16 protein-coding genes are annotated in these 20,170 nt (G+C 37.6%); 3 read left to right on the top strand and 13 right to left on the bottom strand.

Going from position 1 to position 20,170, the window contains the following annotated elements; genetic code table 11:
* Positions 1 to 15 precede the first annotated feature (15 nt).
* Positions 16 to 1,353: a flavin oxidoreductase/NADH oxidase gene (locus HPY74_09615; protein ID NSW90907.1), complete on the bottom strand. Its 1,338-nt coding sequence runs from the start codon at positions 1,351 to 1,353 to the stop codon at positions 16 to 18.
* 138 nt (positions 1,354 to 1,491) lie between these two features.
* Between HPY74_09615 and HPY74_09610 the strand changes: the two genes are divergently transcribed.
* Both HPY74_09610 and HPY74_09605 read left to right on the top strand, forming a co-directional pair.
* Positions 1,492 to 2,382, top strand: a complete 891-nt coding sequence (locus HPY74_09610) for a helix-turn-helix transcriptional regulator (GenBank protein NSW90906.1) — start codon at positions 1,492 to 1,494, stop codon at positions 2,380 to 2,382.
* Between the two features lie 99 nt (positions 2,383 to 2,481).
* Positions 2,482 to 2,661, top strand: coding sequence for a DUF3787 domain-containing protein (locus HPY74_09605; GenBank protein ID NSW90905.1), 180 nt, complete (start codon positions 2,482 to 2,484; stop codon positions 2,659 to 2,661).
* A 10-nt stretch (positions 2,662 to 2,671) separates the two neighbouring features.
* Here HPY74_09605 and nifJ read toward each other — a convergent pair whose 3' ends face one another.
* Positions 2,672 to 6,271, bottom strand: a complete 3,600-nt coding sequence (gene nifJ, locus HPY74_09600; GenBank protein ID NSW90904.1) for a pyruvate:ferredoxin (flavodoxin) oxidoreductase — start codon at positions 6,269 to 6,271, stop codon at positions 2,672 to 2,674.
* Positions 6,272 to 6,446: 175 nt separating this feature from the next.
* On the opposite strand from nifJ, the gene HPY74_09595 reads away from it, so the two are divergent.
* The gene (locus tag HPY74_09595; protein ID NSW90903.1) at positions 6,447 to 8,537 is read left to right on the top strand and encodes a hypothetical protein; all 2,091 of its coding nucleotides are present in this window, start codon (positions 6,447 to 6,449) and stop codon (positions 8,535 to 8,537) included.
* Positions 8,538 to 9,183: 646 nt separating this feature from the next.
* Here the strand turns inward: HPY74_09595 and HPY74_09590 are convergent.
* The 11 genes from HPY74_09590 to HPY74_09540 form a co-directional block, all read right to left on the bottom strand.
* On the bottom strand, positions 9,184 to 10,338 hold the full coding sequence (locus HPY74_09590) for a glycerate kinase (GenBank protein ID NSW90902.1): 1,155 nt from the start codon (positions 10,336 to 10,338) through the stop codon (positions 9,184 to 9,186).
* 19 nt (positions 10,339 to 10,357) lie between these two features.
* The gene (locus HPY74_09585) at positions 10,358 to 11,200 is read right to left on the bottom strand and encodes a helix-turn-helix transcriptional regulator (GenBank protein ID NSW90901.1); all 843 of its coding nucleotides are present in this window, start codon (positions 11,198 to 11,200) and stop codon (positions 10,358 to 10,360) included.
* 17 nt (positions 11,201 to 11,217) lie between these two features.
* Positions 11,218 to 11,850, bottom strand: a complete 633-nt coding sequence (locus HPY74_09580) for a V-type ATP synthase subunit D (GenBank protein NSW90900.1) — start codon at positions 11,848 to 11,850, stop codon at positions 11,218 to 11,220.
* A gap of 4 nt (positions 11,851 to 11,854) precedes the next feature.
* Positions 11,855 to 13,249, bottom strand: a complete 1,395-nt coding sequence (locus tag HPY74_09575; protein ID NSW90899.1) for a V-type ATP synthase subunit B — start codon at positions 13,247 to 13,249, stop codon at positions 11,855 to 11,857.
* A 20-nt stretch (positions 13,250 to 13,269) separates the two neighbouring features.
* Positions 13,270 to 15,021 (bottom strand): V-type ATP synthase subunit A, encoded by a 1,752-nt coding sequence (locus tag HPY74_09570; protein NSW90898.1) that lies wholly within the window; start codon positions 15,019 to 15,021, stop codon positions 13,270 to 13,272.
* A 77-nt stretch (positions 15,022 to 15,098) separates the two neighbouring features.
* Positions 15,099 to 15,707: a hypothetical protein gene (locus HPY74_09565; protein ID NSW90897.1), complete on the bottom strand. Its 609-nt coding sequence runs from the start codon at positions 15,705 to 15,707 to the stop codon at positions 15,099 to 15,101.
* 19 nt (positions 15,708 to 15,726) lie between these two features.
* Positions 15,727 to 16,035, bottom strand: coding sequence for an ATP synthase subunit F (locus HPY74_09560; GenBank protein NSW90896.1), 309 nt, complete (start codon positions 16,033 to 16,035; stop codon positions 15,727 to 15,729).
* A gap of 46 nt (positions 16,036 to 16,081) precedes the next feature.
* A complete protein-coding gene (locus tag HPY74_09555; protein ID NSW90895.1) occupies positions 16,082 to 16,507 on the bottom strand; it encodes an ATPase in 426 nt (141 codons plus the stop codon).
* 41 nt (positions 16,508 to 16,548) lie between these two features.
* The gene (locus HPY74_09550) at positions 16,549 to 18,465 is read right to left on the bottom strand and encodes a V-type ATP synthase subunit I (GenBank protein ID NSW90894.1); all 1,917 of its coding nucleotides are present in this window, start codon (positions 18,463 to 18,465) and stop codon (positions 16,549 to 16,551) included.
* A gap of 10 nt (positions 18,466 to 18,475) precedes the next feature.
* Positions 18,476 to 19,525, bottom strand: coding sequence for a V-type ATPase subunit (locus HPY74_09545; protein NSW90893.1), 1,050 nt, complete (start codon positions 19,523 to 19,525; stop codon positions 18,476 to 18,478).
* A gap of 49 nt (positions 19,526 to 19,574) precedes the next feature.
* Positions 19,575 to 19,889: a hypothetical protein gene (locus HPY74_09540; protein ID NSW90892.1), complete on the bottom strand. Its 315-nt coding sequence runs from the start codon at positions 19,887 to 19,889 to the stop codon at positions 19,575 to 19,577.
* Positions 19,890 to 20,170: the final 281 nt, after the last annotated feature.

The following is a 20,170-nucleotide window of genomic DNA, read 5'->3' as shown; positions in this document are numbered from 1 at the left end:
AAATTAATTTATTTTCTAAGTATTCTTTCTGCAATATTCCTTATATATTTTACCATATACTTCAAAATCCCTTACAACACATCCTGCAGTTCCGCCTGCCCTCATTATTTCCGTACATTTGCCGCAAGCAATACAGCATTTTTCTTTTTTCACAAAGCCGTAGTTAAGTAAATCTTTAGGGAAATCAGGGTAAGCAAAGGTTTCCCTCCCATAGCCTATAAGAGTAGCATATTTCTTTTCAAGGGTACCCGCCCCCAGGTATGGTGAAAACTGCCTGAGCCAGCTATATCCTGTTCCCACAATAGCAATTTGGGGGAAGGCCTGCTGAATTTTCCGAACACCATTAACTAACCTGGCCACTCCCTGGAGGGGATGTTCTTGAGGAATGTATTCCCCTTTATCAAAAGGCCTGTTGACATGTGGATTATAATAAGGAGTGCCCATGGTAAGATTAAGAAGCCTTACTCCTTTTTCATAAAGAATTTTAACCAGCTTTAAAGGCTCAGTAAGGTCATATTCTAAGTGGTTTTCCTTATCAACACCCCAACCGTAAGGATAAGGTATTCCATCATAAATATTCAAGCGTGCAGTGACAATGAATTTTCCACCCATCCGGCATTTTATACGATCAACCGTATTTAAAAGGAACCTGGTCCTGCCTTCAAATGTTTCACCGTATTTACCTTTCCTTGTGTATCCCGCCAACAATTCAGAATTCAAGTATCTATGGCAGCTTTTTATATCCACACCGTCAAACCCTGCCTTATATGCTAACACAGCAGCTTCTTCAAATTTTTCTTCAAGGCTTTCAATATAATCGTCTTCTACAGGCCTCATGTTCTCATCAATCTTTCTAACTTTATCCAGATATGGATTATGATAAGCAATCATTGGGGCAGGCAGCCCTTTCGGTTTACTGAACCGGCCTGAATGGGTAAGCTGCATTATGCATACGGGAGTAAAGTTCTTCCCGAATTCTTCATGGGCATTTGTTATAATCCTTTCATGAAGTCTTTGAAACTCACCAAGGTTATCCTTGGTTATCCATAACTGCCTGGGGCAAACCCTCCCTTCAGGTACTACGGCAACCGCCTCAAACCATATAAGCCCTGCTCCGCCCCTCGAAAAACGTTCATATCTCCTTATTGTGAGTTCATCCGGGCTTCCGTCTTTCTTCCCATCCGTTCCCTCCATTGGGTGGAAAGCAATAGAATTTGGAATTACTATACTATTAACATTGACTTTTTTGTGAAATAACTCCATATTATTTGAAAAATGCAAATCCAGGTTCATTGATTCAGCGTCTGCCATAACTTCTTCAAGGCTATTATACTTGAATTCTTTAAAATTCATTTCTTGTCCCCCTATACATTCCTGTGGTATAATAAATTATCTTTATTTGTTATTATATCAAGCATGTAGTTTATATATCTACATTTTATTTGCAATATTATTAGCGTTTTTTGCTATATTTTTTTTATTGGAGGTAACATGTGTCATAATGATTCAAATAACAAAATAAATAACAAAATGCATAACAATATAAATTTTGAAGATCCTAATTTTATTAGCATTGTCTACAGGGAATCCTGTAGTGAGTTGGAAATGGAAACACACTTTCACAACTCCTATGAAATAATCTATGTGGTTGAAGGAAAGGCACAATTCCATATAAATAATAAAGCATACAATATTACGCCGGGCAATATAATATTTATCAATAATCTTGAAAGTCATCATTTGAAAGTAATATCTTATCCCTATAAAAGATATTTTATTTTAATTGACCCGCTTTGGTTTCAATCTGTGATTAACGACCCTATATTGCTTTCCCTTTTTAAAAACCGTCCCTGGCATTTCCGGCATACAATATGCCTGGACACAGCCATAAGAGATGTTATTACCGAACTATTTACGAAGATGTTTGCAGAATTTAAAGATAAAAAAGATTACTGGATACTTGCAATAGAATCATATCTACAAAAACTTCTTGTTTTATTGTACAGGAATTACCGGGGTATATTTCCCCTTGTATCGTATACCAAGCCAATGGAAACGATCTTTCAAGTTCAAAAACATATTGAAGAAAATTGTACTGGCGAAATAAGCCTTGAAACAGTTTCCAAACTTTTTTATATAGATAAATATTATTTATCCCGTTTATTCAGAGAAACTACAGGATTTACATTTAAAGAATACTTGATTTTACAGAGAATCTCCAGGGCCAAGGAACGCCTTTTTTACACAAATAATAGTATAACCAAAGTAGGAATAGATTCAGGTTTTAACAATGTAAATCATTTTATCAGGATTTTCAAAAAATATACCGGTACTACACCATTAAAGTATCGGCTAACATATAGGAATAATAAATTTTACTAATTTTAGCAGCATGTTTTCAAGAATTAAAATTAAACTAACGGAAATAATAAAAGCATAGCTATTTGGGATAAATCCTGTAGAAAAAGGAGTAAATATTTTATGCTAAATAAGCCGGATGAAAAACAGTTCGCACAAAAGCTTAATAAAGCCCCAATCGAAAAACATGAAACTGCTGCATGGGCAAATATCATGAAAACTAAACCTGTTTCAAGAGTAACAGTTCCAGGGGAATTTCATGTTGAAAATGCCAAAGAATACGTGGAAGAAAATCAAAAATAAAGCAAGCCGGTCAATCCCGGTCTGCCAATTGTCTATACATCTCATACCTCTCCCTGGCGTTTTGTTCTGCCAGTTCATACATTTCACCTGCAATATCCGGGAAAGTATTCATTAATTGGGAATAACGTATTTCTCCCTTTATAAAATCTTTAAAAGAAGATTTAGGTTCCCGGGAATCTAAAATAAACGGATTTTTCCCTTGTTTTTTCAATTCCGGATTATACCTGTATAAATGCCAGTAACCGGCCTCAACTGCTTTTCTTTCTTCCATAATGCTGGTGCCCATGCCTGTTTTTATTCCATGATTTATACAAGGAGAATAAGCGATTATTAGTGACGGCCCGTTATAATTTTCAGCTTCGACAATAGCCTTTATCGTCTGGTTCATATCGGCACCCATTGATATTTGGGCTACGTAAACATGGCCGTAGGTTATTGCCATGAGCCCCAAATCTTTTTTAGCAGTTTTTTTACCTGCCGATGCAAATTTCGCCACTGCTGCCGCTGGTGTGGCTTTTGAAGATTGTCCGCCTGTATTTGAATATACTTCCGTATCCATAACAAAAAGATTCACGTTTTCTCCCAAAGCAAGTACATGGTCTACTCCGCCAAAGCCTATATCATATGCCCAGCCGTCCCCTCCAATAATCCATACTGATGGTTTTACGAGGAAGTCTTTCTTCTCCATAATTTCTTCGATAATTCTATTGTCGCTGTAATTATAATTCTTTAGTATTTTCAGTATTTTGTCCGATGCAATTTTCGAGGCTTTACCGTCGTCTTTACTGTTAACCCATTCCCTGAAAGCCTGTTTCAATTCTTCTGTAATCTGTGCGCTGCTTGCCGGACTTTCCTCATCTTTTATTCCGGCATTTACCCGACCACGGTCATTGACTACCTGCTCCATTAAACTTGCCAGTTTTTCTCTTATTTGTTTAACCCCTAAATACATACCATAGCCGTATTCAGCATTATCCTCAAAAAGGGAGTTGGCCCAGGCAGGACCTTTCCCTTCAGCATTGGTAGTATAAGCTATGGATGGAGCACTGGCCCCCCATATTGATGAGCAGCCGGTAGCATTTGCTATTATCATTCTGTCTCCAAATAACTGGGTAAGCAGCTTTATATAAGGTGTTTCTCCACAGCCCGGGCATGCTCCGTTAAATTCAAGGAGCGGCCTTGCAAACTGACTGCCCTTTAATGTTTCCAATTCCATCAAATCTTTTTTCTCTGTGATGGTCATGGCATATTCCCAGTTAGTCTTCTGATTCTCTATTTCTTCTTCAGCCGGCTTCATTATCAATGCTTTGCCTTTTGCAGGACATACATCGGCGCAGTTTCCACAGCCCGTACAGTCAAGAGGAGAAACCTGAATACGGTAGTTATACCTTTCCAGGCCTTTTCCCATTGCCTTTAGTGTTTTAAATCCGTCAGGAGCATTCTTTACTTCTTCTTCATCAAGCAAAAACGGCCTTATTGTCGCATGCGGGCATACATAGGAACAGCGGTTGCATTGTATACATTTTTCCATTTGCCACTGTGGCAGCATTACAGCTATACCCCTTTTCTCATAGGCAGTAGTACCTAACGGGTAAGAACCATCCTCCATTCCTTTAAAAGCACTTACAGGAAGTTCATCCCCTTCATGCCTTGCAATAGGCCTCTGTATGTTTTTAACAAAATCAGGCTCAACCCGGGTTACATTTCTTCCTACACCCATCGCTTCATTTGGGCTGTCATCGGAAGCTTTGACCCATTCAGGCGGTACGTTAACTTTTACCAATGCCTCTATTCCCCTATCCACCGCAGCTTTATTCATATCCACAATATCCTTTCCTTTCCTGCCGTAGGTTTTCTCGATAGATTCCTTAAGAAATCTCACAGCATCTTCTAATGGTATTATTTTAGCCAATTTGAAAAATGCAGCCTGCATTATCATATTAATTCTGTTTCCAAGACCTATCTCTGAAGCAATGGTTATAGCATCAATTACATAAAAATTGATATTATTCCGGGCTATATATCTTTTCATGGAAGCAGGTAGTTTCTCATCCAAATCTTCCGGTTTCCAGGGGCAATTAAGCACAAAAGTACCATTTTCCCTTAGTCCTTTCAGTATATCGTAGTGATAAATGAAAGCCTTATTGTGACATGCAATATAATCTGCCCTATATATTAAATATGGTGACTTTATAGGCTTTTTGCCAAAGCGCAAATGCGAAATTGTTGTTCCTCCGGACTTCTTACTGTCATAAGAGAAATACCCCTGCACATAAAGCTCTGTGTTATCTCCAATTATTTTTATTGCACTTTTATTTGCACCGACCGTACCATCCGAACCCAGGCCCCAGAACTTACAGCTTATAGTCCCTTCAGGAGTTGTATCGATCATTTCTTCTTCCGGAAGGGACAATCCGGTAACATCGTCAATTATACCTATGGTAAAACGGTCTTTGGGTTTATTTTTTTTTAGATTGTTAAATATTGACAGTATCTGGGAAGGTCTTGTATCTTTTGAACCAAGACCATACCTTCCTCCCACTATAATAGGTACCGGAGAATACCCGTATAAAGCCTTGATCACATCCAAGTATAAGGGTTCTCCAGCAGAACCCGGTTCTTTTGTCCTGTCCAGTACAGCAATCTTTCTAACCGTTTTCGGTAGTTTATCAATAAAATGCTTTTCTGAGAACGGCCTGTAAAGATGTACCCTTACTGAACCAACCTTTTCACCCTTATTCACAAGGTAGCTGACTACTTCATCCACAGTATCGCAAACTGAACCCATGGATATTACCGCGTATTCTGCATCGGGTGCTCCATAATAGTCGAACAGATCATATTGCCTTCCCGTAATTTTCCCATATTCATCCATATAATATTTAACAATTTCAGGCACACTATTATAAAACCTGTTTGCCGCTTCCCTGCCCTGAAAGTAAATGTCGGGATTCTGTGCAGTGCCTCTCACCACCGGATGTTGTGGGTTTAATGCTCTTGCTCTGAATTCCTTTACCGCCTCAAAATCTACAAGACATGCAATATCCTCGTAGTCAATTATGTCAATTTTCTGGTATTCATGCGAGGTACGAAAACCATCAAAAAAATGCATAAAAGGCACACGGGATTTTATAGCCGACAGGTGGGCAATAAAAGCTAAATCCATAACCTCCTGTACATTTGAAGATGCAAGCATTGCAACCCCTGTTTGACGGCATGCCATTACATCCTGGTGATCACCAAATATGGATAAAGCATGGGTTGCTATGGCCCTAGCACTTACATGGAATACTCCGGGCAATAGCTCACCGACCATTTTATATATGTTTGGAATCATTAAAAGAAGTCCCTGGGATGCAGTGTAGGTAGTTGCCAGTGCACCGGCTGCAAGAGATCCGTGCATTGCTCCTGCTGCCCCAGCCTCTGACTGCATTTCTACAACTTTGACTTCCTGTCCGAATATATTTTTCATACCTCCTGCAGACCATTCATCTACATGCTCTGCCATGGGCGATGAAGGTGTAATAGGGTATATGGCCGCTACTTCCGTCAACGCATAGGAAGCATACGCTGCAGCCTGGTTTCCGTCCATTGTTTCTTTCCTTACCATACATTTTCTCCTTTTATTTTCAATAATTCAATAATATTATTCCTACACTGAAAAATATAATACATAAAAGTTTTAGGTAACACAATACACCAGCCTTTCATATCATGTAAATATAGCCCATTGTTTACTTAAGTTATAGCTGACTATTTTATAAATGAAAGGTGTAGGGATTTGTATGCCGAGTAAGTCGTTAGAAAGTAATCCTTCAACGAATAAATCTTTAGCAAGTAAATCTCCGACAAATACTATTAAAGGTTTTGTTTTTATAGATTCGAATGGTAATGGTATAAAAGATGATAATGAGATGCCGGTGGAAGGTGTAAGGATAAACCTGTTCCGAGTAGACGAAGTAACTTTGGCAAAAAATTCTAAAAAAAGCAAGACCACTTCCTTGCTGCAGGAAAAGCTTATTCATTATGCATTTACAGATAAAAACGGAGAATTTAGATTTCCCGTAAAAGCAGGAAAATACTCTGTAAATCTAGATATAAATACCTTGCCTGAAGGAATGGGAGTCCCAGAACCCGATATATTAATTGCTATAAACTACACAGATACTGTCGGTTCTAATACTGCTAACGATAATGACAAAAAGGATATCGTTGAATTTGGCGTAAAAAATGTAGCTCTAATTGAAATTAGAAGGGATTTACCTGGTAAATATTATCCGGGGGAAGATATAGTACTAAATACAACACCAAGAGATGATCATGGGAAAGTCCTGGCTGCAAAAATAAACTATTCTTGTGATAATAGCGAGGTAGAGTTAAAAAGCAATATAGCTAAAATAAAAAAAATTCCTTCATCTCATAAAGAATACACTATCAGGGCATCATGCGGGAAGGTATGCAGAGATATTCCCATTACCCTTAGCCAATTTTGCGGCGATTCTATTTGTATCATCAGGCAGGCATATCAAAACGGGATTATTGATGAAAATACAAAAATATACCTATATCTAAAATCTCTTCATAGCAAAGAACGTATGTATCCCGAGTATTGGTCAGACCTGCCCATAAAATGCGGGGCAAGTGCAATAAAAGAAATCCAGGATTATATAAGGGAAAAAAACTATGATAAAAAACTAGCAGAAGAAGCAAAACGGTTTTTAATCTCTGCCATCCCACCACTTGATAAAAGTTACGTGAGTCCTTCGGGATATTTTAAAATTCACTATACAACAGAAGGCAGCAATGCTGTTCCTACAGAAAGGGGTGCAGACATTCCTGAATATATCAAGCTGGTGGGATTGGCCTTTGACCATGTTAAAAAAGTAACCTGTGATATTAGGGGATTTAGAAATCCGATCCTGGAAAAAGGTAAAAAAACTCTGGATGTTTATGTATATGATCTTCAAGGTGTGTATGGCCTAACTATTCCTACCAAGCATTATCCCATGACATCAACAAGGCAAAGGAGAGCCTCTTGCAACATTTGCATAGATAATAATTATTCTTCATCAAAAGGGTTTCAAGACAAGAGAGACAATTGCATGAAAGTTACGGCAGCCCATGAATTTTTCCATGCAGTACAATACGCTTATAACGTGGATGCAGATTCATGGTGGAAAGAAACATCGGCTACATGGAACGAAGACGAAATATACAATGACATAAATGACTATGTAAGGTACCTGGATAAAGTTTTTCAGTCCCCGGAAAAATCCTTGGACAAAAGCAGCTATGGCGGTGTAATTTTCGCAAAATACCTTTCTGAAAACTACGGTGGTTATTCAATAATAAAAAGCATTTGGGAAATTCAAGGAATAGCATATGATACGAGTATTAAAGCTATAAATGCTGCTATTAAAGAAAAATATCCCGAAAAGAATCTGGGGATTGCCTTTAAAGAATATGCCGCCAGAAACTTTAACCCTTCCCAGTACTACAAGGATGGGCATCTCTGGGATAGGCCGTACATTCAAAATGTTTTTCAATCTTATCCTGCTGTTCTGCAAAATGGACAGTTGGATCATCTTGCATCGAGCTATCACTTATTTAAACCACATGAATACAACCAAGACATGGCTTTGAAAATTACTGTACAAGGCGAGCCACAAATAAAATGGGGTTTCAAAGTTCAACAAAAGCAGAGAAATGATAATTTGTGCAATACAATTGAAATACCTATGAAAAAAACTTATAACCGTGCAGAGATTATTATACATGGGTTTGGTAAGATCTATAAAGAGATATGTCTTATACCTGCTAATCTTGAAAATAAAATTGACGGGGCCAGTTATAATTATTCTGCTAATATACTGTAAATATAATTTTAATGCAATAATTTATCAAAAGAATATAGCTTTTCAGAATTTATAATGTAACCATATTAACAATCAATGAATAGTATGTATTAGTGAAAGGAGGTATTGGTAATGTCAGACTTAGGCAGTAAAGGATTTTTCAGGTGCAATAGTGAAATTTTATTCTTTATTCTGGTTTTCCTGATACTGTGCTTTGGATGCGGCAGTGGAAGTACTTGCATCCGTGATGAGTAACATAAGAAAATTTAATCATGTACAATCTATAAGATAAAAATCGATTGAATCAAATTAAATATCAAGTATTGAAAGGGGAATGAATTTATGTCAGATAGAGCCATATTAGGTCATTTTTTTGATAATAACACTATTCTCTGGTTTATCATCCTATTCTTACTGCTCTTCTGGTGTTGCGGAGGTTTTCACGGGTCAATCAGGGAATAAACCAGGCAAATTATTTGGGATTTAAAGATAATCGCTAAAACTTGCAATTAAATTAATAAATAAACAACAAAGTTGAATTAGCTAAATAAATATAATAAATAAATATAATAAGGAGACGTTAAGTCTCCTTATTGCTTTAAGTTTCTTTATTGCATGGCGCATTTTTTCTTTTTTTTGCATCATATAGAGAAAATGCGCGCTATTGTTAATCATTATCTGTATTTCTTAACTGCATACCAAGTTTAATTAAGCGGAACATTCTGTCGGCAGCATCCATCAGTAATTCCTTTGACCTTGATATAGCTTCCTCCAGGCTCATATCCTTATTAATTATTGTCATTATACTTTCAATTCCATATTCATAAACTGCTTGAGCCCCATCTCCCATAGATCCTGCAATAACTACAACTTTTACGCCATGCTTTTTACACCGGCGTGCTATACCTACAGGGACTTTACCAAATAGAGATTGTCCGTCAATTCTGCCTTCACCGGTTATGACAAGGTCTACGTCAGTAAGTAACTGTTCAAAATTTGCAAAATCAAGTATAGTATCAATACCTGGCTTCAATTCAGCCCCCAAAAAACATATAAACGCAGCCCCAAGGCCTCCTGCAGCACCTGAACCCGGTATTCTATCCACATCTATGCCTAGTTGGGTACGAATAACTTCAGCATAATTTTTCATACCCTTTTCCAATACTAAAAGCATATCTTCAGTTGCCCCTTTTTGGGGACCAAAAACTGCTGTAGCACCCTTATCTCCCGTCAAAGGATTGTTGACATCACAAATTACGACAATACTACTTTCTTTTATCCTTGGATCCAGATTCTCCATGTTAATGTGTTTAATTCTTGAAAGCTCCCTTCCTCCAAAACCAACTTCATTCCCTTTACTGTCTAGGAATCGGATGCCTAATGCCTGGGCAGCACCTATACCCCCATCATTAGTAGCACTGCCTCCTATACCAATAATAAATTCCCGTATCCCCTCATCCAGGGCTGCCTTAATTATTTCGCCGGTGCCATAAGTTGTAGTTAATAAAGGATTCCTATCACAAGGAGCTATTAAGGGCAACCCTGAAGCCTGCGCCATTTCTATTACTGCCGTTTTGTCTTCGATAATGCCATACTTGGCTTTAACTTTTTCTCCAAGAGGTCCCGTTACTTCAACCCATCTGTATTCCCCGCCTTTTAATACAGTTAAGGCATCTACAGTACCTTCTCCGCCGTCGGCAATAGGTACCTTCACTATTTCTATCGGGTTAAAATTCTGTCTTGCCGCTCTTTCAAGATAGTCAATAATTTCTATGGATGTCATGGACCCTTTAAATGAATCAGGTGCCAGTAGTATTTTCATGCCCTTTGTCCACCTCTTTTCATTTGGTTTTTTTTACAATATTTCTAAATTCCGTGGGAGAAAAACCCGTATATTTTTTAAAAGCTTTTGAAAAATGATATACATCATTAAAACCAATTGCATAAGCAATTTCTGTAATATTCATATCTTTAATTATTAAAAGGTCTTTGGCTTTCTCCATCCTTATTCTGTTTATATAGTTAATTGGCGAATTCCCCATGTGCTTTTTAAAAAACCTGATGAAATAGTTAGGATGAAAACTTGCCATTTTTGCAAGCTGCTCTATAGTTAGGTCACAGGATATATTATTTTCTATGTACCGAAGTACATGGTTTAGTTTCTCTATAGGTAAAGAAGGAGAAAAGCAGAGGTTTTCCTTTGGAATATTTTCAATATAATATGCAAATATTTCAATCAGTACGGATTGTGCATAAAGATAGGAAGCAATTTCTCCTCTTTCGTAAAACTCGATAAGTTTCAAAAAAAGTTTTTCAACTTCTTTTTTATTAATAACATCAATAAAAAAAGGGACCCTGATAAAATTATATAAGTTTACATCACCTATTTTTGCAGTAAAGTGGCACCAGTACTTTACAAAAGTATTATTGCTTATTGTAGAGTAAGACTGTTTTACTCCGGCAGGCATAAAAAACAATTGGCCTGGTTTAGGGTAAAATTCCTGCTCTCCAATTTTGAGCCACCCTTCTCCATTACAAATAAAGTAAAATTTATTGTAATCAGGAATATAATCTATATCCCTCCAATTAACGGGACAGTGAGTATAGGCTGCAACTATCAGGTTGACTTGCAAGTGTGAAAGATAGTTTTTCAATTCCTGGTTAATATTTCTATCCATTCTCATCCTATGATTTAGCTCCTTTAAATGTCGGCAGTCATTTTCTCCTTTATAACATGTAACCTGACAAATTCTTCACGTTCTTTTTCTTCCAGGAAACTTTGTATATAATTCACCAAATTTTTATATCTTGGTATAATTATATTTTGTAATGCATTTACCCTTTTTTGGGTCTTTTTAATATGGTTTGCCAGCCTGAAAATCGTGTTTTCAATCTCAGCCATTTCCAATATAAGCTTTTTTACTTTATTAAAGTTTATATATGCCTCATCCAGAAAATAGTTAGTCCTTAATAAACTATAGCTGGCCCCTACAGTTCCAGGTTCTTTTTCTTCTTCAGTTATTACAGGTATTTCTATACCCATTACACTTCTGAATTCCAACCTGATATTATTTTCTTCGGGTATTGAAACTCCAATCTGGCGAACAGTATTAATACCGAGGGAGATATTAGCCCTTTGCAATGCCCTGTAAGCATCACTGAAAACCATGTCAATTTTTGACTGTATTTCTTCGGCTCGCTTTATCAGGGACATCACTTCGTTTATCAGCATGTTTCTTTTTTTATCCAGCATTTCATAGCCCTGTATTGACAGTTGGAGGCTGGAACGTGCTTTAATGAGGTTCCCTTTTGTAGGAAAAGCTGAAACATCCATATCCCTACTCCCTTCCTGCTTGTTTATATGTCCTGTAATATTTTTCGAGAATTTCTTTATCAACCCTGTCAAGTTCTTTTGCCGGAAGAATTCCTAATATCTTCCACCCCAAATCCAGCGTCTGGTCTATTGTTCTATCTTCATCCATTTTCTGGGATATAAATTCGTTTTCAAAGGCCCTTCCAAATTCCATATACAATTTGTCAACTTCCCCCAATTCTTCCTCTCCGATTATGGAAGCCAGCGCCCTTACTTCCTGGACTTTTGCATATGAAGCAAAAAGCTGGGTTGCACAAGCATAATGATCTTCCCTCGTAAACCCTTCTCCGATACTGTCTTTCATAAGCCTGGAAAGAGAAGGAAGTACCGATATGGGAGGATATACTCCATTTTGGTACAAACCCCTGTCAAACACTATTTGCCCTTCGGTTATATATCCCGTCAAGTCCGGTATGGGATGGGTTATATCATCATTAGGCATGGTAAGAATTGGTATCTGGGTTATAGATCCTTCCCTTCCTTTCAGCATGCCTGCTCTTTCATATATTGATGCTAAATCACTGTACATATAACCTGGAAATCCTTTTCTACTGGGAATTTCGTCCTTGGAAGAAGATATCTCCCGAAGAGCCTCACAATATGCAGTCATATCGGTAAGTATTACCAGTACATGCATTCCCAATTCAAAGGCAAGATACTCCGCAGCAGTAAGGGCACACCGTGGAGTAACTATCCTTTCAGCAGGAGGGTCGCTTGTCAGATTTAGAAACATAACAACCTTTTGCAATACTCCGCTTTGTTCAAAACTGGCCCTGAAATATTCTGCAACATCATGCTTTACACCCATAGCTGCGAATACAACGGCAAAACCTGTATCTTCCTTTCTAGGGAGCCTGGCCTGGCGCACTATTTGCGCCGCCAGTTCATTATGGGTAAGTCCGCTTCCTGAAAATATGGGCAGCTTCTGTCCTCTTATAAGAGTTGTAAGACCATCAATGACAGATATACCGGTTTCTATATAGTCCCTGGGATATTTTCTGGATACGGGGTTTATAGGACTGCCATTAATATCCATCATTGCATCCGGGTATATTCTGCCAAGGCCATCTATTGGTCTTCCGAGTCCATCAAAAACCCTTCCAAGGATTTCAGGCGAAAGCGGAAACTCCATAGGACGTCCCAATGTACGTATTTTAGTGTTTTTCAGGGATATATCTGTTGTTCCCTGAAAAACTTGAATTACAGCTATATTGTCCGATATATCAATAATTTTGCCAAGGCGCATTTCATTATCGTTAACCGTTATTTCTACCAGTTCTTCATAAGACGCATCCTTAACACCCTCCAGTATAACCAGAGGACCTGCAATATTTTTAACGCCCAAATACTCTATAGGCATAAGACTATTTACCTCCACTCCTAACTCCTCTCAAATCTGCTTAATATATTGTCAATTTTCTTCTTTACCTCTTCAAACTTCTCAAGCTCTTCATTCCCGATTGTATATTTCATTTCAATGACTTCTTCAAAAAGTCCTAATTCTTTAATTTGGGAAATTGGAATTCCTCTCTTTATTATCTCACTGGCCCTATTGTGTAAAAACAAAATAGTATCCATCATTAAAAACTGTTTCTTAAGGGAAACATAAGTATCTACAGGGTGAAATGCTGCCTGTTGGAGGAAGCCTAACCTAATTGCCCTCCCGCTTTCAAGTATAAGTTTCTGGTCATCTGCCAATATATCACTGCCCACCAGTTTAACTATCTCAACAAGTCTTCCCTCTTCCCGCAGTATCTTTAACATTTCAGCACGGTATTTAATGAAATCGGGGTTTACGTTTTCCTCGTACCATGTGCTTAACAGGGTTGTGTACTCGCTATAGCTTGACAGCCAGTTTATTGCAGGATAATGCCTGGAATATGCAAGCTGTCTGTCAAGTCCCCAGAAGCATCTGATATAACGCCGGGTATTCTGGGTTACAGGTTCGGAAAAATCGCCGCCCTGCGGCGACACAGCACCTATAATAGACACAGAGCCCGGTAAGCCGCATAAATTTTCAACCTTCCCGGCACGCTCATAAAATTCAGACAGCCTGCTGGAAAGATAAGCCGGAAATCCTTCTTCTGCAGGCATTTCTTCAAGCCTTCCCGATATCTCCCTTAAAGCTTCTGCCCATCTTGAGGTAGAATCCGCCATTACGGCAACATTATATCCCATATCCCTATAATACTCCGCCAGAGTTATTCCTGTATATATAGAGGCTTCTCTCGCTGCAACCGGCATGTTTGAAGTATTTGCTATCAAAACAGTACGCTCCATTAATGGCCTTCCCGTATTAGGGTCCATAAGTTTGGGGAAATCTTCCAAGACTTCAGTCATTTCATTTCCCCGTTCACCACAACCAATATACACAATGATGTCTGCGTCAGACCATTTTGCAATCTGGTGTTGGGTCATGGTCTTCCCTGTACCGAAACCGCCCGGAATGGCCGCAGTTCCTCCTTTCCCAATGGGGAAAAATGTATCTATAACGCGCTGGCCTGTTATAAGCGGTTCATTAATAGGCAGTCTCTTCCTATAAGGCCTGGATTTTCTTACAGGCCATTCTTGAAGCATTGTTATTTCCCTAATATCACCTTTACCCTTTTGAGATTCTGAAACTCGTACCAATACTTCCTCTATTGTGTAATTCCCGTCAGGTACTACATCAACCACCACTCCCTCTATACCGGGAGGAACCATCACCCTGTGTATAACAAGAGGAGTTTCAGGAACCTCAGCTATAATCATACCTCCATGTACGTAATCCCCAGCTTTTGCCAGCATGTGGACCGGCCACCTTCTTTTATTGTTAAGGGAGTTTACTTCTATTCCCCGGGTGATAAAGTGCCCAGCCTCCTTTTCAATACTAGGAAGAGGTCTTTCTATCCCGTCAAAAATATTTCCAATTATTCCGGGAGCAAGCCGTACAGAAAGAGGCTTCCCTGTAGGTATTACAGGTTCCCCCACTTTCAATCCTGTCGTAACCTCATAAACCTGGATAGTAGTAATATTTTCCTCCAGGCCTATTACTTCACCTATTAGTCTTCTATTCCCCACCAGCACCGTTTCATACATTTTGAAATTTGAATTACCTCGTGCCTTTACCACCGGTCCATTAATTCTGCATATTAAACTTTCATCAGCATACTCACTGCGATTTTCCCATTTATTCAACTATTTTTCACCTGCTTTTCCACTTTCTTTAACTAACCAATTTTCAATCCAAAGGTTCTAATAAACATATCCATTCTCACTTCAAGTTTTTTTAATAGTGTATTGTCTATAATCAACCTTTCAGTCCTGTTCAATACCCTGCACCCACCAATAATATCATCCTTTACTCCTTCATAATAAATCCCTTCGGGAAGTTCCTCCTTCAAAGCCTCCAACTCCTTTGAGAACCTTCTTAGATCATTTTCTTTCAAATAGATAACCATTTCTCCTTTACCTGCCAATCGGGAAGATTTTTTAATTTCCTCAGAAAGGAAAGCATAATAGTCGTCTTTCCGTACAAAATCCTCAAGCAGCTTCCGGACATCATTAAATACTGCATTTACCATGTCTTCCCTTGCTTTTATTAACAACTGCTTACTCTCAATAATAGCTTTTGATATGGCAATATTCTTTTCTTTTTCTGCTGAAGCTTTTTCCTTTTTTAATATTTCGTCGGCTTGTTGTTGGAACTCATTTTTTTTCCTTTCTATCAAGCTGTCAATTTCACTTTTCGTCTGCAGAAGGATTCTATCCCTCTCAGAAGTTGCATCGTTTAATATAACCTCATTAAAATGCGCAAGCTTTTCTTCCAGACTACTCAAAGGCACCACCTCTTATATCTTATATCTTAAGTCCAATAGCTTCTTTTATATATCTTGTAATTGAATCTGCCGGCCTGTTTGTGCCGTGCCTGTCTGGTATTTCAAGGATAAGGGGAGATTTTATATTAAGCTTAATATATTTAATATAATCAGGTACTAATCCTACAAGCTTTTCAGTAATTAATATTATTGCAATACTCCTGTCTTTTAATGCCTTATCAAGGGCAGCACGCACTTCATCTTCCTTGTGCACCACAACTCCTTCGACTCCAGCCAGCATCATACCCGTTTGGGTATCAATATTGTCACTTATAAGGAACATTCTCATAGTTATCCCTTCTCACTCATTTAAATAAAACTATATTATGGCCTAATTATAGCCTACCCAGTATCAATATGGACACTATAAGTCCATATATGGCAATACCTTCTGCAAGGCCCACAAATATCAGTGTTTTACCCAAAAGTCCCGAATCTTCGCTTATTGCTCCTAAGGCTGCCGAACTTGAAATCGCAACCGCTATACCTGCGCCTATTGTTGCAAGCCCTGTAGACAAGGCTGCCGCCAACAAGCCCAAACCATTTACTTCCTGGGAAGGTGCTGCATCTTGACCTTGTGCTGAAGCCGCATTTGAAATCATTAATACCGTAGCAAAAATCAAGAGGCTGAAGATACTTATAATATTGATGCCTAGTATCTTCTTGGCATTTTTCCCCGAAATACCCCTCTTAATATAGCAAATACCCAGTCCTATTATCGACAAAATCAGAAAAACCATAACTATCAATACAAAACCCATAATATAAACCCTCCTTGTATTTATCCATTTATTTATCTGATTCAAGTTTTTACTAAATTACGCCTTTTCAACGGTTTATATGCTCTTCCATTACCTGTAAAAAACCTGTTGAATAATTCATAGTATTCCAGTCTCAGCGCCTGTATCCCCACGATAAGCCCTTCAAGGCCAATTATAAGGATATTCCCCAGAACTATTTCCACAATACTTCCAAAACCTTTCGTCATTCCTGCAAGTATCATAATAGCCATAAATAACCCTGCATGATTCAATGCAAAAGCACTAAGCCTTATGAAAGAAATTGTGTTGCTCAAGTAGGACAATATGGTATCAAACAACTCGAAAAATGTTTGTACAAAAAATACACCTTTTTCCTTAGGTATGAATTCCCTTTTGTGAAGATAATTCTCAAAAGGTTCTTTAAAAAACATTGCCAATATAGGTATAATGAGAATAATAATAAAAGTACCCAGTGAAAAAGGCAATTTATTATTTTTATAAAAATATAATACCAAAATAACCGTACTCCAATAAAATATAAATCCGGCCATCCCGTTTTTATCAAAGAAGATCCTGGGTAGATTCCTGCTTTTTATGCCATTTATCATATTCAATACCATTGCCGAAGTAATAAGCAGAACACCTGCAATAACAGCAACAAACAGCATGGTGTTAATATTTTCCATCGGTCTTATCCATAAAGCATCTATCCAATCTTCAAATCCGAACACGCTTCCATAAAGGAAACCAAACACCACTGACGATATGCCTGCACCTGAAATAACTCCTCCCAACGAAACCTTCCTTTTTAAAAGGAAAAGCCCTGCCAAAAGCAATACCAATCCCTGTCCCACGTCTCCGAACATAAGTCCAAACATAAGAAAATAGGTAACGGCCACAAAAGCCGTAGGGTCTATTTCATTGTAGGATGGAAGGCCATACATACGCACCAGTGTTTCAAAAGGTTTGAACAATACATTATTTTTAAGCTCTATAGGGGGTTTTAGATTTTTCAGCATATCAGGTTCTTCCAGTATATAAATAACCTTCTTATCGGAATCAATCGTAGGTTTTAGCTTATTTAACTCATCCTCGGGTATCCAGCCTGTTATATAGAAGGATTCTTTGGTGCATGCCGCATATCTCCTTATCTCGGATATAAGGTTTAACTGTATTGCCGCCCTGTAAAGGTTTATTACTCTTTCCCTGTTGGATTGGGCAAATATTTTTATATTCTCGTCCAGATTCTTCTGTTCATTTTGCAAAATACTAAGTTTTTCTTTCAATTGTTTGAGGGCTTCGGCAGGTGTACCCTTGAATTCCGCAGACAACCTTACCCTCTCAAAATACAGCGATGAAAAAATACTGTCAACCTTTTCACTGTATATTTTCGGTGTAAAGTATATAAGCCATACATAGTCCTGGTCCTGGGAAACAGGATATACTATGGCATCAAAATCATCAATGTATAGCTGAAGCTGCCTGTAGGATTTTTTTGGTATTCTCCCAAAACGGAACTTTATGAATTCAAAATTAAAAAAACTATCCAGGTCAACATCAAGCCCTATTAACAGCTCAAGCTTCTTTTGCATGTGAAAATACTGGTTAAGCTCCTCCCGGTACTTTTCCATAAGTTCCGTATATGACCGGATCTCCTTTTCCAACAGCGAAACCTCATCTTGCAACTGAAGAACAGTATAATATGTTTGGCTGGGGATATCCACATTTTCAGTATTGATATTTTTCATTCCTATAAATTCCGCAACAGACAATATTCTTTTCACCAAATCGTTGTGCGGCTCTTCATCTGCATAGCGTGACAGCCCCTTAATGTTTTCAAGTTTACTTAAGGCGTCTGCCAACTCAATTCCGCTATTGACAACATATTTTAATACAAATTCATCAAAGTAGTCTTTGCGGCCAACTATACTAATAAATTTCATTTTTAGTATTGACAATGGTTCCACCTCACCTGTCTACACCAATAAGGTATTTCTCAATCTCTTCTGTTGGTAAACTGTATCGTACTCCTTCAATAACTGTAATAATATTCCTTATGTCGATATCTTTCAAGTGCAGGTAAGCTATAGCAACACCAAGGCTTGGTTGTTTTTCCCTTAATATGCTTTTATAAAACCTGTACATAAAGGTCATTGAATTAGTCTCCCACATATGCTCCTCATTTGCCTTAAATATTTTTGCATAAGGTGTTTGCGATACTAAATCTTTAAATTCCGAAATATCATGGCTCTCGGCCAAACGCACCAGTTGGCTCTTCTTAAGTCGGTACCAATAAGGAATTACATAATTCAATGTTATTTCCTTGGGAAGATAAAACAGCTTTTTGCACCTGTATATCAACATTATATTTAGTATGTCTATTTCCAGCCCAAAACTCCGGGTGACTATTTTCCTGTCGCTGCCTGACAGAAGCTTATCCTTCAACTTAATTACCGAGAGAAAAAAATGGTTATCCAACGCCATTTCAATATCAAAAAGGCTGTTTTGCTTCAAATTACCGGTAAAATAAGCCAATACCTTATAGTACTCCGTGCCTTTCAAATTGCTGATTAATTCTTCAACGCTTCTGGAGCGTATAAGCTTATTATAATCCAACGTGCTGTATTTCTTCAAAAAAACCAGGGAGTCCTTCATTAATTCACTTTCGCGCCTCGTGTATATTATGCTTATAAGCATTTTCAAATCTTCAATTTCATGCCTTAAGAATGCAGCTTCTATGAATTTTGCTGCATTTCCTCCCAAAAAATGCAGTATTTTTATAAAATCATTGTATAATGATGCTTTAAAAAGTGCTTCAAGTTCACCCCTATGAACATCATTTTCATTTATCTCCGAAAGTATACTACTGTAGGAAGTATACTTTTTCAGGTATGAAGCTATATCCGGCACGTTTTTTTTATCCAGGAGCTTTTTGTAGTCATCACTGGTAAGAAGCTTGCCGAACAAAGCCCTTGCTTTTGTATTAGCCGCAGTATAACTTAAAACAGAAAAAGGCATTCTACCACCCTCTCGCAATTTCAGTCCCTAATTCCCAGGTTATAAATAGCTAACTCCCATATATAATGTCATTAAATATATCTTTTACCCATAAATTCCTGTTTTCATTAAATTCTTTCTGCATCAAAGAAACTTTATTCTTAGTTTCCAACATTATCCTCTCAGATTCTTGTTTAGCTTCTTTCTGCTTCTCTGCCTTTATCTCCTCAATACTCTTTTTTAAAGAAAGAAATATTTCTTCCTTTATTAGAGCAATTTTCTCTTCTGCTTCAAGGACAGCTTGTTTCCGTTCTTCTGCACCCTCTCCCATTATTCTCTGAGCCCTGTATTCAATTTCAATAACTTTCCTTAAAATATTTTCCATAATATTTTATGTCCAATCCTTTCCATCCAAAAAACCGTATAAAAAATAGCAAACCTCTTAAGGAAGCTATTACTACTTTTAATTTTACCTTTATGTATTTATAATATTTCAATATAACACAATATAATTTAATAATCAATACTTTTGTAAGAGAAAGCAATTTGCGTTGTATATAATTTTACGATTAAAAATCTTTAAAACACCTTTTAAAAGTATATTTTCAGTCACAATAATTTCAAAATTAAGATTATCTTTCATTATAAAAACATAAAATTTTCCAC

Source organism: Bacillota bacterium, assembly GCA_013314855.1.
GTDB lineage: Bacteria > Bacillota > Clostridia > Acetivibrionales > DUMC01 > Ch48.
Note: the sequence above shows the minus strand (reverse complement) of the source record. Positions and strands in the feature narration are given on the sequence as shown.